This window comes from Bradyrhizobium rifense, assembly GCF_008123425.1.
Taxonomy (GTDB): domain Bacteria; phylum Pseudomonadota; class Alphaproteobacteria; order Rhizobiales; family Xanthobacteraceae; genus Bradyrhizobium; species Bradyrhizobium rifense.
The window spans coordinates 167448-180232 of the sequence record NZ_VSSS01000050.1 but is presented as its reverse complement, the minus strand read 5'-3'; the positions used below and the strand labels follow the sequence as shown (position 1 = coordinate 180232).

Sequence of the window (12785 nt, the reverse complement as noted above, 5' to 3'; positions counted from 1 at the left end):
TCACTTCCAACGTGCAATCGTTACTTTGGTGCCTGTGCCTGGCGCCGATACAATGGAAAATTCGTTGCAGAGCCGTTTGGCGCCGCCCAAGCCGAGGCCCATGCCCCTGCCGGAGGTGAAACCGTCCTTGAGGGCCTGCTCGATATCTGCAATGCCCGGTCCCTTGTCCTCGAAGGTCAACCGGACGCCGCGGCGGCCGCCTTGCTCCACGATCTCCGCGATCACTTCGCCGCCCCCGCCATAGTCGAGCGTATTGCGCGCGAGTTCGCTGGCCGCCGTGACGACCTTGGTCTGGTCGACCAGGCCGAGGCCGACCTCGACCGAGAGCATCCGGGTCAGTTGCCTCACCCGAACCACGTCGTCCGAGATCTTGATCCCGAGACGTTCAGTCTTCGTCGTCGGCATCGTCAGCCTCCGACCCGGCGAGGCGGTCGTGGATCATGGCCATGCCACGCTCGACATTCAGCGCGGTTTTCACGCCGGTCAGGGACAGGCCAAGCTCGACCAGCGTGATCGCGACGGCCGGTCGCATGCCGACGACGACCGTGTCGGCGTCGAGAATGCGCGAGACTGCGGCGATGTTGTCGAGCATCCGGCCGATGAAACTGTCGACGACCTCGAGCGCCGAAATGTCGATCAGGACGCCGCGTGCGTTATTCGAGACGATCCTGCTGGTCAGATCTTCTTCCAGCGCGGTCGCTAGCCGATCGTGCATGTCGACCTGGATGGTGACGAGCAGCGCATTGCCGAACTTGAGGATAGGGATGCGGTCCATCGTCAGGCGCCTTGCCCGCCGCTCTTCTTCTCCGGAAGCGCGAAGCCCTCGATCCTCTTCGTCTTGACGACGGCACGCCCGGTTTGCCGCAATGCGACTGCAAAGGCGTCGGCCAGGGAGGCTTTCGAAATCACGTTCAACTCGACGCCGAGATGCACCATGGTCTGCGCGATCTGCGGCCTGATGCCGCTGATCAGGCAATCGGCGCCCATCAGGCGCGCCGCCGCAACCGTCTTCAGCAGATGCTGGGCCGTGAGCGTGTCGACCGTCGGCACGCCGGTGATATCGATGATGGCGATCTCGGCCTCGGAGTCCACGATGGTCTGCAGGAGGTTTTCCATCACCACCTGGGTGCGCTGGCTGTCGAGCGTGCCGATCAGGGGCAAGGCAAGAATGCCCTCCCACAGCTTGACCACGGGGGTCGACAACTCGGCGATTTCGCGCTGCTGGCGGACGATGACCTCCTCGCGGCTCTTCTGGAAGATCTCCAGCGTGAACAGGCCGAGCTCGTCGAGCAGCGCGGTTGATGTCCAGACTGTCGATGCGATCTGCTCCGCGGATAGCGTGTTGTCGCGATTGAGCGCGTTGAACAATGGCCGCTTGAGCGAAAAGATGAAGGTTGCCGTTTCGCTCGGAGAAAAGCCCTGCTGTGCGCGGCTTCGCGAAAGATCGGCGAGCATGCCCCTTGCCGGCTCGAACGCCGCACCGGTCGTGTCGGTCCCGCCCTGTGTCAGAGCCTCGTGCAACAAGTGGAGGAAGTTCTTGGACTGCGCTTGCAGCTCACCTTCCGAAATGCGGCCGGTATGAAGGATGCCGGCCTTCTTCTGCAATTCGACCCACTCCGGAAGAATGGTTTTCTCGTTATTTGACACGAGCGATGCGACGTCACTTCCCGCCTGCGCTGCCATTTTTGTTCTCCTTTATCACGCACAACCGCGGCCACTCGTCGAGAGCGGGCGGCACTCCGGTGGCAAATGCGCCCGCCTGCATCCTGCTGAATTTGTCGGTAAGTTCGTTGCCCTCGGCAACGCGATCGCCCAGCGTGATGTGCTGAGACCCCCAGTATGCCGTGCTCAATGCGCGGCGGAACAACTGGTTCCAACGTCCCTGGAACTTTAAATTCGAGGGGAATCCGCAGCCCAGCAGCGACTGGCTCAGATCGCCTGGATTACGAGCGCCGGAATGAGGCCGCGTTCGTCGCGCTTCGGAAGCCGCAGCCCCCGACGACGAAGCTTATTGACGCCGGTCCTTTTCCACCTGATTAGCGGCGGAGAGCTTGCCCCGGATGAAGTCCGTGAGGTCGCCAACTTCGTTCGTCATGGCCTCTTCGGAAATGCCCTGGCCCTTGGCCCCCGCGACGAGGCGGCGAACCAAATCGTCCACACTCTGCGAGGCACCGGGAGTGCGGTACTGCTCGGCCGCGTGAACGCTGGTCTCGATCCAAAAATCGATGTATTCGCGCGCTTTGCTCGTCATCGTCCCACCTGCTATGCATCCAAATAGACTGCGGGGCGCGTTGCAGCAATCGGCATTCCTGCCGGCATTTTGGACGCCTGCGATGCCGATCTCATGAGGCATGGCGGCAAAAGCGGTTATCTGTCTCCATGGATCAGTTCAGCACTGCGAGATTGACCGCCGAGAGGCTGCGCGAAGATCACCTCGCCGACCTCGTCGCACTCCATCTTGATCCCGACGTCTCCCGCTATCTCGGCGGCGTGCGCTCGGCCGAGGTGACGAAGACCTATCTCGCGACCAACATGGCGCATTGGGACCAGCACGGCTTTGGGCTCTGGGTTCTGCGAACGAAAGACGGCGCCTTCGCCGGACGGGCGGGCATCCGGCACATCCTCGTAGACGGCATCGACGAGATCGAGATCGCCTACACGTTCAGGCGTGAATTCTGGGGCCAGGGGCTTGCGAGCGAGGTGGCGGTCGCGCTGACGGAGATCGGGCTATCACAACTGGAGTTGCCATCACTCATCGGCCTGGTCTTTGTCGGGCATGGCGCATCGCGCCGCGTGCTGGAGAAGGCGAACTATCTACTCGAGAAAAGCACGACGCATCACGGCGAAGACGTGGTGATCTACCGAATTTCGCGGAGAGTATAGCCCGAATCGTCCACGTCAGGTGCTGGGCCGACCAAGCCTAACCTGGCACGTAAAGGTTTGCGAATGACGCAAAGCAGACAAGGCGCCTTACGTGGCTGACGAGTCTTCCAATTCTCGTCGACCAGCGAGAAAACTCTGTCACCAGGTCCGCACGTTCACGGACAAATCAGTACCGGGGTTTTCGCGAGCGTCAGCACCTTGTTTGTTACACTGCCGATGAGAAGCATGGAGAGTCCGCTGCGCCCATGGGATGACATGACGATGAGATCGCAACCTTTGTTCTCGGCTGTTGCGACGATAGCTTGATGGGGTTGCCCGTTCTCCGTTTGAATCGGTTCGCAGGAAACGCCGGCCTCCTTGGCCGCTTTTGCCGCACGATCCAACGCGCTCGTGGCCTGTTCCTTGCGCAGCTCAGCATATGTTGCGACTGCTTCACGGAACCGCCCTGATACTTCTGAAAACGGCTCCACGACGAAGATGACAGAGACCTTGGCTCCAAGGGATTTCGCCAGCGCCAACCCATGCGCCACTCCGTGCTCCGCCAGCTCCGACCCATCTGTCGGAATGAGAATATGCCGGTACATGCTTCGCCTCCCGCTTGTCTGAACGTATCGCAGCCTTCCGAAGGCAAGCTGGGTCCGCGTTTCGGATACAGTCTTGAGATAAATCAATATCTCGGCCCAACGCGCCATGCCCCAGATGTCGGCATTGGCGCAAAATCGGACGGCGATGGCCCGCTGTGCCGTCGCTCTATGGGCGAGGAGCCGTCGAGACTGGCTCAGGACGACCTCTCGCCTCGCCCGGCCACGCCGCCATCGCCGCCTTGGCAGCACCTCGCAGTTCCGCCTGCGTGGCGCCGTCCTTGGCCTGGACGGCCATGCCCTGGAAGACGCCGAGATAGAACCGGCTGAGCGCATCGACGTCGGTCGCATCGGGCAATTCGCCGCTGGCGACTGCCGCCTCTAACCGCGCGCGCAGATTGTCCAGCAGCTCGAGCCTGACCTTTCTGACCTCGCGCGCGATGGCGGCCGGCCATTCGTCGCTGATGGCGCCCAGCGCAACCATGCAGCCGGCGGGCGCCGTGCGGGATTTCGGCAATGTGTCGGCCGCCTTGATCAGCAGATTCTCGACGCCGGCGCGTGCGGTCGCCCCCTCCGCGAGCTTGTCCCAGACCGCCTGCCCCTCGGTCGCGGCGTAGTGCTGGAACGCCGCCAGATACAGCGCCTCCTTGCTGTCGAAGGCCGCATAGAGGCTCGGCGAGCGGACGCCCATGACCTCGCACAGATCGTTCATCGAGGCGCCGGCAAAGCCCTTGCGCCAGAACAGCAGCATCGCGGCCTCCAGCGCCACCTCTCGATCAAATTCCCGTGGCCGTCCCGCCATGACGCTCCTTTCTGTAATGATCAACACATAATTCACTTGACGGGGCCGATCAAGATCCCAGATATTCTGTGTCGATCGTTACAGAATAGGAGATTGCGATGACACTGGCAGGAAAACGGGCCCTGGTGACGGGCGCAAGCAGGGGTATCGGCGCGGCCATCGCAAAGGCGCTCGCCGCGGAAGGCGCCGATGTCGCCATCACTTACGAAAAGTCCGCAGACACCGCCGCGAAGGTCGTGGACACCATCAAGTCGGCGGGACGGAAGGCCGTCGCGATCCAGGCCGACAGCGCCGATGTCGCCGCCGTCCAGGCCTCAGTCGACAAGACCGTCGCCGCCCTGGGCGGGCTCGATATCCTGGTCAACAATGCCGGCATTCTGCGCCTTGGCGGCCTCAATGATATCTCGCTCGCCGACATCGACGCGCTGCTGAACGTCAACGTGCGTTCGCCGATCGTGGCGAGCAAGGCGGCATTGGCCCACCTTGGCAAGGGCGGTCGCATCATCACCATCGGCAGCTATTTCGCCGACCGCGTGCCGTCGCCGGCGCTCGGCATCTACGCGGCGTCGAAGTCGGCGCTGATCGCGTTCAACAAGGCGTTGGCGCGCGAGCTCGGCCCCAAGGACATTACGGTCAATCTGGTGCAGCCGGGCTCGATCAACACCGACATGAACCCGGCTCACGGCCCGACCGCGGAGACGCTGAAGCAGTTCATGGCGCTCGGCCGCTACGGCGCGCCGGATGATATCGCGAATGCGGTGGCGTTCCTGGCGAGCGAGAAGGCGAAATACATCACCGGCTCGGCCTTGACCGTCGATGGCGGTGCGAACGCGTAGACGACAAGGACGTGACGGCCGGGCCGCGATTCGGCCCGGCCGGATTTTCTGTCCGTGCGCGCCTGCAAAAAATCCCACTCGAATTTGAATGGCGTTCCCGCGACCGACTGTTTATGGTCGACCCATGTCGCGCCTCTTATGTCTGTTTGTTGCTGTCATCCTGTCGCTGCTGCCGGCCACAGCGCCTGCCGAGCCCGTCGCAAAAAAGCCCAAGCAAAGCTGGCATGGCTACGGCTTCCTGCCGGGCTATCGCCAGCCGCTGAGCAACAGCCAGCCGATCTTCATGCAGAAAAACGGCTTTCGTCGCTACGCCCGCGAAAACCAGCGCCCCTGGTACATCGATCCGGTGCCGAGCTATTACCGCTACATTGACGGCGAACGATACTATTTCGGCCGGCCCGGTTTTGGCGGCTCCCGCTACAATGGCGGCAGCTTCGGTCCGTGCTGGACGCGGACGCCGATCGGCGCGATCTGGAATTGCGGCTGAAGCACTATTCGGAACAATACGTTCCGAACACGCGATCCCACATGCTGGTGACCACGCCGAAATTGCACGGCCGCTTGCCGTAGTGATGGCGGGTATGGCGGCGCTTCAGGCGCCAGAGATAGCCGCCGCGCTTCACCGGGTGATGGTGGATGATGTGGTGAAGCGCACCGAAATAGATGTAGCCCAGCATCAGTCCCGCCGTGACGGTGCAGGCGCTGCCAAACCCGACCAGGAGCCACACCGGCAGCAGCGATCCCAAACAGATCGAGCCCAGGCTCAGCCACAGCGGCGAGCCGACCAGCGCGCGCGGATCGGAATGGTGCATGTCGTGCAAGGCGGCGAGAAAGGCCGGACCATGCAGGGCGAAGCGGTGAATGACGTATTCGGCGAGGCTCCAGAGCAACAGCCCGCTTGCGAAACCGATCACCGCTTCGTCCCAGCGCAGCGGCTCTCTCAGGAGCAACGCGACCGCGACCAGCGCGGCGCTTGCGAGGGGATAGAACACGAAATCGGCAAAGTACAAGAAATTTTTCAGTCGCATGGGTTTGCGCATGGGCTGGTCTTGCTGGAACGCTCCATGGCCGCCCGTGCTTCGAAAATCTCCGGCAACTCCTGTGCGTTGGTGAACATCCCGACCACCGGACTGAGCACGCTGTGCGCCTGCGCATCCGTTCCGCTCGCCTGATACAGTCGGGCCAGCGAAAGGGCTGCGCGCAGCTCGTACGTCGCGGTGTGCTGCGCTCGTGCGGTCTCGATGGCCTGGATGAACGCGGCCTCCGCGGCGACGATATCGATGGGATCCTTGCGCAGCAGCAGCTCGCCGCGCCAGCGCAGGATCTCCGGCGTGAACCATTCCTGTCCGGTCCGCTCCACCTCGACGAGCTGTTCGTCGAGGATCGCGAGCGCCTCGTCGAACTGCCCCTCGCCGGCCTTGGCTTCCGCAAGCAGCGTCCAGGTCAAGGGCACGTAGAGCCCGGTCGCCATCTTTCCGACCAGCGGCAGCGCGATGGAGTCTTCCATCTCCTGGAGCCCGGCCGCGCGCTCGCCAAGACGGCAGCGGATCCAGCCGTTCCAGAATTTGCCGGCTCGCGCATAGAGCAGAAGGCCGTGCTCGCGGCTGAGCTCGATCACCGCATCGACATGCGGCCTGGCACCTTCAGGGTTGCCGCGCACCGCCTCGAGCACGATCTTGTGGAAATGCGTGTAGACCATCGTCGCGACATGGCCGCTGTCGGCCGCACGGCGGATCGCCTGCTGCGCCAGTTGCTCGGCGCGGTCGACCTCGCCGAGTGGCCACAGCACCAGCGCGAGGTAGATCGCCGCGGCGATCCCGCAATCGTGGCCGTACAGGAAGGCGAGATTGCGATCGTGCTCGTCGCGGTAGATCGTGATCGCCTGCTCGAGATGCTGCTTGGCATCGACGAAATTGCCCTCGAACCAACGCGTCATGCCGCAGACGCGATGCGCAATCCCCGCCTCCGGCGCGTCGGGCCGGTCGGCGGTATCCTGCAGGAACGCCCCCGCGAGCTCCTGCATCGATCCGAGCTCGCTGCGAACGAGGCTGCCGACCCACAGGCCGTAAGTGGCGGCGAAGCGCTCGGGCGCGCCCTTGAGGCTGGAGGCGAGCTCGCGCGCGCGTGCGAACGCGACCGACGTCTCCGGCGCGCCATAGCCGCGCGTTGCGATCAGCGCGTTGCCATAGGCGATCTGCAATTGCAGCCGCCGGCTTTGTCCGGCCGGGCTTTCGCTGAGGCCTTCCGCAAGGCCGATGGCCTTGGTCAGATGCGCGATCGCCTCGGGATAGGCCGAACTGCGCAGCGCGCGGTCGCCCGCCTTGCCCCACCACTCGACGGCGTCCTCGACGAGACCCGCCTGCGTGAGATGATGCGCGGCAATTTCCGGCGCTGCTGCGGCGGCGTCCGGGAATTTCTCCTGGAGCACGGCCGCGATCCGCTCGTGCAGTCGCCGCCGGCTGCTCCGGAGCAGGCTTTCATAGGCGGTGTCCTGCACCAGCGCGTGCTTGAACGTATAGACGCTCTCGGGCGCGGAGGCGCTGCGGAAAATCAATTCGGCGGCCTCGAGCTGGGCGAGCCGGGCATCGAGCTCCGCATCGTCCTTGTCCGAGATCGCACGCAGCAGCACGTCGGAGAATTCGCGGCCGATGACGGCGCACACTTGCGCGACCTCCTTGGCCGGCCCGAGCCGGTCAAGCCGCGCCATCAGCGAATCCTGGAGCGTCGTCGGGATCGACAGGCGCGGCAGGCTGCCGGCCATCCTGTAGCGGCCGCCCGCCCCCTTTTCGAGAACGCCCATCTCCAGCACCGTGCGCGTCAGCTCCTCGACGAACAGCGGGATGCCGTCGGTCCGCGTCGCGATCTGCGTGACCAGCTCGGACGGGACCGCGCGGCTGCCGATCACCTCGGCGATCATGCGCTGGACGTCGCTCTCCTTGAGCCGTCCGAGCTCCAGCGTCGTCAGATTCGCCGGACCCATCCATGGCAGCGTGAATTCGTCGCGGAATGTCAGCACGAGCAGCAGGCGAAGCTGGTCGGCCAGCCTGACCGCGAGCCCGAGCAGCTCGAGCGAGGTCGCATCGGCCCAATGCAGATCCTCGACGATGCAGACCACCGGCGCCTCGGCGCACAGGCGCTGCAGGCGCTGGATCAGCGCGGCAAGCGTGTTGCGCCGCAGCTGCTGCGGAGTCCAGTCGAGCGGCGGATAGCGTCCGTCGGTGGCGATCGACAGCAGATCCGCAAACAGCGGCACCAGCGTCGGCGTCTTCAGATCGCTGCGCCCGAACAGCGCTTCGAGCTTGCGCAGCCGCTGTGCGTTGCCGTCGCCGGCACCGAGCTTCGCCGCGCGCTGCAGCTGGGTGATGACAGGATAGAGCGCGCTGGCGCGATGATGCGGCGAGCACTGATAGCGCAATCGGATGTGCGGCTCCGCCGCGACCCGCTCATTGAGGAAATGCGCCGCCAGCCGCGACTTGCCGATGCCAGGCTCGCCGGAAATCAGCACGACCTGGCCCTGGCCGCGCCAGGCCCGCTGCTTGCACTCGGCCAGCCGGTCGAGCTCGTGCTCGCGGCCGACGAAACCGGCGAGGCCCGCCGAGCGGTAAGCTTCGAAGCGGCTCGCGGACGGCGATGGACGTTCCACCGCCCAGATTTCGATCGGCTCGGTGAATCCCTTGATCGCGCGCGTGCCGAGCGCGCGCAGCTCGAACAGATTGCCGAGCAGCCGCCGCGTCGAGGAGGCGATGATGACCGTGCCGGGCTCGGCGAAGGCCTGCATCCGCGCCGCGAGGTTCGGCGTCTCACCGATCACCTCGAGCCGGCTCGAGGCGTCCTTTGCGACGAGATCGCCGACGACGACGAGCCCGGTCGCAATCCCGATCCGCACCTCCAGCCGCAATCCCGGCTGCACGTCGATGGCCTGGACCGCGGCGGTGATCTCGACCCCGGCGCGGACCGCGCGCTCGGCATCGTCCTCGTGAGCCGATGGATAGCCGAAATAGGACAGGATGCCGTCGCCCACCAATCGCGAGACGATGCCGTCATAGCTCGCAATGACCGCGGTCGCGGCCTCGCGATAGGCTTGCAGGATCTCGCGCATCTCCTCGGGATCGAACTGCTGCGACAGCGCAGTCGAACCGACGAGGTCGCAGAACATGATCGTGAGTTGTCGGCGCTCGGCGCCCGCGTCGATCTCCGGTGCGAGCAGACGCGCCTTCGGAACGTCGAGCTCGGCAATCGAACGCAGCAGCCTGCGCCGGTGCCCCAGCACGACGCCCATGGTCGCGAGATCGCGATCCGTAATCTCGGAAAGAATGTCGAAATCAATGCCGTGGTCGGAAAAGGACTTTAGGTATTGAGGGAGGCCGACCTTCTCCAACCAGGCAGCAACCTGCCCAGTCATCACGCGGGGTCCAGCTATACCTGTACTAAACCTAAAGTATATCCCCCCAAGGATTGAAGTCAATCGTGGCAGGCAAGCGTCGCCATTGTTGACGCATCGAGAGCACTAGCCCATGCTTTATGATGGAAGCGTTCCCCATTTTCGCGTGAGAGTATTCATCCGTGAAGCAGGATCCGTATCCGACAGCGGCAAACCCGATCCACTCGGCCGTCGTAAAACTGTTTTATTCGCGCGCCGCGCGCCAGCTCTTCACCAACGCCTGGTACTCCCTGCTGAGCAACCTCGACAGGGACGCCGCGATCCGGTTCCTCAACTACGGCTATGCCTCGCTGAACGGCGAGCAGGTCGCGCTGCAAGCCGCCGACGAGCCCGATCGCTACGCGATCCAGCTCTATCATCATGTCGCATCGGGTTCCGCGATCGAGGGGAAGGATGTGCTGGAGGTCGGAAGCGGGCGTGGCGGCGGCGCGTCCTACATCGCGCGATATCTCCACCCCAAAAGCTACACCGGGCTCGACATCTGCAAGCCGGCGATCCGCTTCAGCAAGGCGCGCTATGCCGACCAGGGCAATCTCGCATTCCGCGTCGGGAATGCACTCAGCCTGCCGTTCGCGGACGAGAGTTTCGACATCCTGGTCAACGTCGAGAGCGCGCAGCATTACGGCGACATGGGGCGCTTTCTGGACGAGGTCCACCGCGTGCTCAGGCCGGGCGGCGCCTTCCTGATGGCGTGCTTCGAAGACCGGTCGAAGGACGTGTATCCGCGCGAGGCCCTCGCCCAGTCGCGCTTGCGCCTCGTGAGGGAGGACGACATCACCCCCAATGTGGCGCGCGCGCTGGAGCTCGACGGCGCGCGACGCACGGCGCTGGCGGACGAGATCGTGCCGCGGATGCTGCTCGGCGTCTCGCATGAGTTCGCCGGCATTCCGGGCACGCAGCTGCATGCGTCCTTCGCCGACGGCACTTGCCCCTATTATTGCTTCACCTGCCGCAAGGACTGAGGCGCCCGCTCAGAGCGTCTTGAGATATTCGATCAGCGCCTTGCGGTCGTCCTCGGTCATATCCGTTCCGTAGACGTGCCCGGCATTCGAGTTGCCGCGCACGGTCGTATCGAACAGGAACGCGCCCGGCGCCTGCGCCTTCATGTCGTATCCCACGATGTCCGGATTGAACTCCCAATTGCCGACATAGAAGGTCTTCGGCCGCTGCCCTGGCGGCAGCAGGAGGTCATTCAACGACGGCACCGAGCCGTTATGCAGATAGGGCGCCATCGCCCAGATGCCGTTGAGCGGCCTTGCCCGGTAGGCGAGCGGCGCCCTGTACTGGTTTGGACGGCCGCAATTGATCTCGGCGGCGCTGGCCGCGTTGTCCTTGGACCGGCCGATCCACTGCGCGGCGATGTTTCCGGTGAGAACCTCGGCGGCCTTGTAGTTGGACATCACGTCCGGACCGCCGATCTTCGACAGCGCGATCTTGCGGCGGTTGAACGTCGTCGCCTGCTCGGGATCGGTGCCGATCCTGCGGAGATCGACCAGCGGGACCTGGATCTCGCTGCAAGCCCCGGAAGCTGCTTCAACGGGCGCGGCCTCGTGGCAATTCGCGCACGCGCTGACATAAACAAGCTGGCCGCGCAGCGCCCGCTTCTGGTCAAGTGTACCGAGAATGGCTTCGGGCCAGCGCGGAGAGCGCAGATCCATCAGCTTCCGCTGACCCCAGACGACATTCTCCATCTGGACCCCGTGCATCACGTCGGGCGTGATCATCGTCGCATCATGCTTGATCGGCGCGAGCACACCGAGCGCCTCGACGAGATTGCGCGTCAACGGCTGACGAATCGAGGCGTTGTACAGAACCCAGCTGAAGCGCGGCGTGTCCCACAGCGCCGGGTATCGCACCGGCGCGGTCAGATGCGCATAATTCCTGGTCTCGCCGATGTCCGACGGGGCGGTCATCAGCCTGAACGGTCCGGCCAGCAGCTGGTTCAAGCCGGCGCCGTGCGCGTCCAGCCTGCCCGCCCCGCCCGCCGTATCGCCGGAGTTTCCACCGACGATCTGGTTGAACTTGGCGGCCGCCTGCAGGACGCCGCCAAAACATTGCAATCCGCTCTGCACGTCGGCAGGCGGCGCCTTCACCCGCGCCATGAAGCGCTGTCCGGCCCCGTCCTGATTCTGCAGGACCGCGGTGATGGACCCGACCAGCTGTCCGACGAATGAATCGATGTCGATATGGGACGGACCGCCTTCGATGCGGATCTGCTGGCCGCGATAGCTGACCTGCCCGGTGTGACAGCCGGCACAGCCGAGGCCGAGCCAATTGCCTTTCCAGCAGGCGTGCCTGCCGTCGGGAATATCCACCGGGGTGCTGTAGAGACCGATCGCAAGACCGTCCGGATTGTTGGTCGGGTTGACGGGTTCGGGGAGGAAACCCAGCCGCTGCAAATTGTCGGGCGCCTTGATCAGTGCGGTTTGCCCGGAAGGCTGTCCCGGCTGCTCCAGCGCGACGAACCATTCATAGGGGATCAGCGCCGTTCCCTGCGAGATGAAATGCCAGCGATCGGCGGTCTCGTCGCTCCAGCCCTGTTGCAGATGGACGGGACTGTTCGGCACTGGCTTATCTTGAGGCTTGTCTTGGGCTAACGCGACGATCAAGCCGGCGAAAATGGCGGCGACGGCAATCAATGGTACGCGCACATCAAATTTCATCATCGGCTCCAATCAGGGTGAAGCTCTCAATCATGACGGCGTGAATGCCGTCGCTACATCGCAATCAGCAATCGTGCGCCACCGATGGCGCTGCGCGCAGCACCGGAGGCCTTCCAGATATTTTCGTGCAAATGACAATGCGCGGCGAGCGCGTGCGCTCGCGCCGAACCACCAACAAGGAAGACACGCCGCCCCATAGCGACCGCTCCAAACCCCATTGCCTGCAGCCGCCTGTCGGCGCCCGCAAGTGGAGGCTACATCATGTCAGATATAAGCGCAAAGGTAGAGATGGGCCGATCAGACCTTACGTCCGTTACCGGAAATATCCCAGCACGAGATCGGTATCCGCGCTGGCGGCGACCGTGCCGTTCAGCTCGGCGTCGATGACGCGGCGGCAGGCTTCGATCGCGGCGTGGTCGCCGAGATCGTTGGCGGCTTCCAGCACGAGCCACGCGGCGTCGACCGTGGCCTTCTCCGGAGCCGCTCCGCCGGTCTCGGCGGCGAGGTTGTTGGTGAGGCTCTTGTTCTTGCGAACTGCGGTGCCGAATTGAGGCAACATTGCAAATACTCCCTCGATGT

Annotated in this window: 14 protein-coding genes; 4 read left to right on the top strand and 10 right to left on the bottom strand. The window is 64.1% G+C overall.

Annotated features, from left to right (window positions below; genetic code table 11):
• The 4 genes from FXB40_RS30640 to FXB40_RS30625 form a co-directional block, all read right to left on the bottom strand.
• Positions 1-405, bottom strand: a complete 405-nt coding sequence (locus FXB40_RS30640) for an anti-sigma regulatory factor (protein ID WP_148775838.1) — start codon at positions 403-405, stop codon at positions 1-3.
• On the bottom strand, positions 386-775 hold the full coding sequence (locus FXB40_RS30635; RefSeq protein ID WP_148775837.1) for an STAS domain-containing protein: 390 nt from the start codon (positions 773-775) through the stop codon (positions 386-388). The genes FXB40_RS30640 and FXB40_RS30635 overlap by 20 nt, the downstream gene beginning before the upstream one ends.
• A gap of 2 nt (positions 776-777) precedes the next feature.
• Positions 778-1683 carry an STAS domain-containing protein gene (locus FXB40_RS30630; protein ID WP_148775836.1) on the bottom strand — a complete coding sequence of 302 codons (906 nt, stop codon included), beginning with the start codon at positions 1681-1683 and terminating at the stop codon, positions 778-780.
• Between the two features lie 325 nt (positions 1684-2008).
• Entirely contained in the window at positions 2009-2251 is a 243-nt protein-coding gene (locus FXB40_RS30625) for a hypothetical protein (protein ID WP_148775835.1), read from the bottom strand.
• A gap of 128 nt (positions 2252-2379) precedes the next feature.
• Between FXB40_RS30625 and FXB40_RS30620 the strand changes: the two genes are divergently transcribed.
• Complete coding sequence (locus tag FXB40_RS30620) at positions 2380-2883, top strand: GNAT family N-acetyltransferase (protein WP_148775834.1); 504 nt, start codon at positions 2380-2382, stop codon at positions 2881-2883.
• Between the two features lie 155 nt (positions 2884-3038).
• Here the strand turns inward: FXB40_RS30620 and FXB40_RS30615 are convergent, their stop codons facing one another.
• Together FXB40_RS30615 and FXB40_RS30610 are read right to left on the bottom strand one after the other, a co-directional pair.
• Positions 3039-3467: a universal stress protein gene (locus FXB40_RS30615; protein WP_148775833.1), complete on the bottom strand. Its 429-nt coding sequence runs from the start codon at positions 3465-3467 to the stop codon at positions 3039-3041.
• 166 nt (positions 3468-3633) lie between these two features.
• Complete coding sequence (locus tag FXB40_RS30610; protein WP_148775832.1) at positions 3634-4266, bottom strand: TetR/AcrR family transcriptional regulator; 633 nt, start codon at positions 4264-4266, stop codon at positions 3634-3636.
• 98 nt (positions 4267-4364) lie between these two features.
• On the opposite strand from FXB40_RS30610, the gene FXB40_RS30605 reads away from it, so the two are divergent.
• Both FXB40_RS30605 and FXB40_RS30600 read left to right on the top strand, forming a co-directional pair.
• Positions 4365-5102: a 3-oxoacyl-ACP reductase family protein gene (locus tag FXB40_RS30605; protein ID WP_148775831.1), complete on the top strand. Its 738-nt coding sequence runs from the start codon at positions 4365-4367 to the stop codon at positions 5100-5102.
• 124 nt (positions 5103-5226) lie between these two features.
• Entirely contained in the window at positions 5227-5589 is a 363-nt protein-coding gene (locus tag FXB40_RS30600; protein ID WP_187437252.1) for a hypothetical protein, read from the top strand.
• 4 nt (positions 5590-5593) lie between these two features.
• Here the strand turns inward: FXB40_RS30600 and FXB40_RS48230 are convergent, their stop codons facing one another.
• Together FXB40_RS48230 and FXB40_RS30590 are read right to left on the bottom strand one after the other, a co-directional pair.
• Positions 5594-6142: a sterol desaturase family protein gene (locus FXB40_RS48230; protein WP_210352193.1), complete on the bottom strand. Its 549-nt coding sequence runs from the start codon at positions 6140-6142 to the stop codon at positions 5594-5596.
• Positions 6121-9504, bottom strand: coding sequence for an AAA family ATPase (locus FXB40_RS30590; RefSeq protein ID WP_148775828.1), 3384 nt, complete (start codon positions 9502-9504; stop codon positions 6121-6123). The genes FXB40_RS48230 and FXB40_RS30590 overlap by 22 nt, the downstream gene beginning before the upstream one ends.
• A 161-nt stretch (positions 9505-9665) precedes the next feature.
• Here FXB40_RS30590 and FXB40_RS30585 point away from each other — a divergent pair, with 161 nt between their 5' ends.
• On the top strand, positions 9666-10505 hold the full coding sequence (locus FXB40_RS30585; RefSeq protein WP_148775827.1) for a class I SAM-dependent methyltransferase: 840 nt from the start codon (positions 9666-9668) through the stop codon (positions 10503-10505).
• A 9-nt stretch (positions 10506-10514) separates the two neighbouring features.
• Here the strand turns inward: FXB40_RS30585 and FXB40_RS30580 are convergent, their stop codons facing one another.
• Together FXB40_RS30580 and FXB40_RS30575 are read right to left on the bottom strand one after the other, a co-directional pair.
• On the bottom strand, positions 10515-12110 hold the full coding sequence (locus FXB40_RS30580) for a di-heme-cytochrome C peroxidase (RefSeq protein ID WP_148775826.1): 1596 nt from the start codon (positions 12108-12110) through the stop codon (positions 10515-10517).
• Between the two features lie 409 nt (positions 12111-12519).
• Positions 12520-12765, bottom strand: coding sequence for a hypothetical protein (locus FXB40_RS30575; RefSeq protein WP_148775825.1), 246 nt, complete (start codon positions 12763-12765; stop codon positions 12520-12522).
• Positions 12766-12785 lie beyond the last annotated feature (20 nt).

Excerpts from the sequence above, each read along its gene's own strand:
- FXB40_RS30635 (WP_148775837.1), bottom strand. The coding sequence starts at position 775 with ATGGACCGCATCCCTATCCTCAAGTTCGGCAATGCGCTGCTCGTCACC.
- FXB40_RS30600 (WP_187437252.1), top strand. The coding sequence starts at position 5,227 with ATGTCGCGCCTCTTATGTCTGTTTGTTGCTGTCATCCTGTCGCTGCTG.
- FXB40_RS30620 (WP_148775834.1), top strand. The coding sequence starts at position 2,380 with ATGGATCAGTTCAGCACTGCGAGATTGACCGCCGAGAGGCTGCGCGAA.
- FXB40_RS30625 (WP_148775835.1), bottom strand. The coding sequence starts at position 2,251 with ATGACGAGCAAAGCGCGCGAATACATCGATTTTTGGATCGAGACCAGC.
- FXB40_RS48230 (WP_210352193.1), bottom strand. The coding sequence starts at position 6,142 with ATGCGCAAACCCATGCGACTGAAAAATTTCTTGTACTTTGCCGATTTC.
- FXB40_RS30640 (WP_148775838.1), bottom strand. The coding sequence starts at position 405 with ATGCCGACGACGAAGACTGAACGTCTCGGGATCAAGATCTCGGACGAC.
- FXB40_RS30590 (WP_148775828.1), bottom strand. The coding sequence starts at position 9,504 with ATGACTGGGCAGGTTGCTGCCTGGTTGGAGAAGGTCGGCCTCCCTCAA.
- FXB40_RS30615 (WP_148775833.1), bottom strand. The coding sequence starts at position 3,467 with ATGTACCGGCATATTCTCATTCCGACAGATGGGTCGGAGCTGGCGGAG.
- FXB40_RS30605 (WP_148775831.1), top strand. The coding sequence starts at position 4,365 with ATGACACTGGCAGGAAAACGGGCCCTGGTGACGGGCGCAAGCAGGGGT.
- FXB40_RS30630 (WP_148775836.1), bottom strand. The coding sequence starts at position 1,683 with ATGGCAGCGCAGGCGGGAAGTGACGTCGCATCGCTCGTGTCAAATAAC.
- FXB40_RS30610 (WP_148775832.1), bottom strand. The coding sequence starts at position 4,266 with ATGGCGGGACGGCCACGGGAATTTGATCGAGAGGTGGCGCTGGAGGCC.
- FXB40_RS30575 (WP_148775825.1), bottom strand. The coding sequence starts at position 12,765 with ATGTTGCCTCAATTCGGCACCGCAGTTCGCAAGAACAAGAGCCTCACC.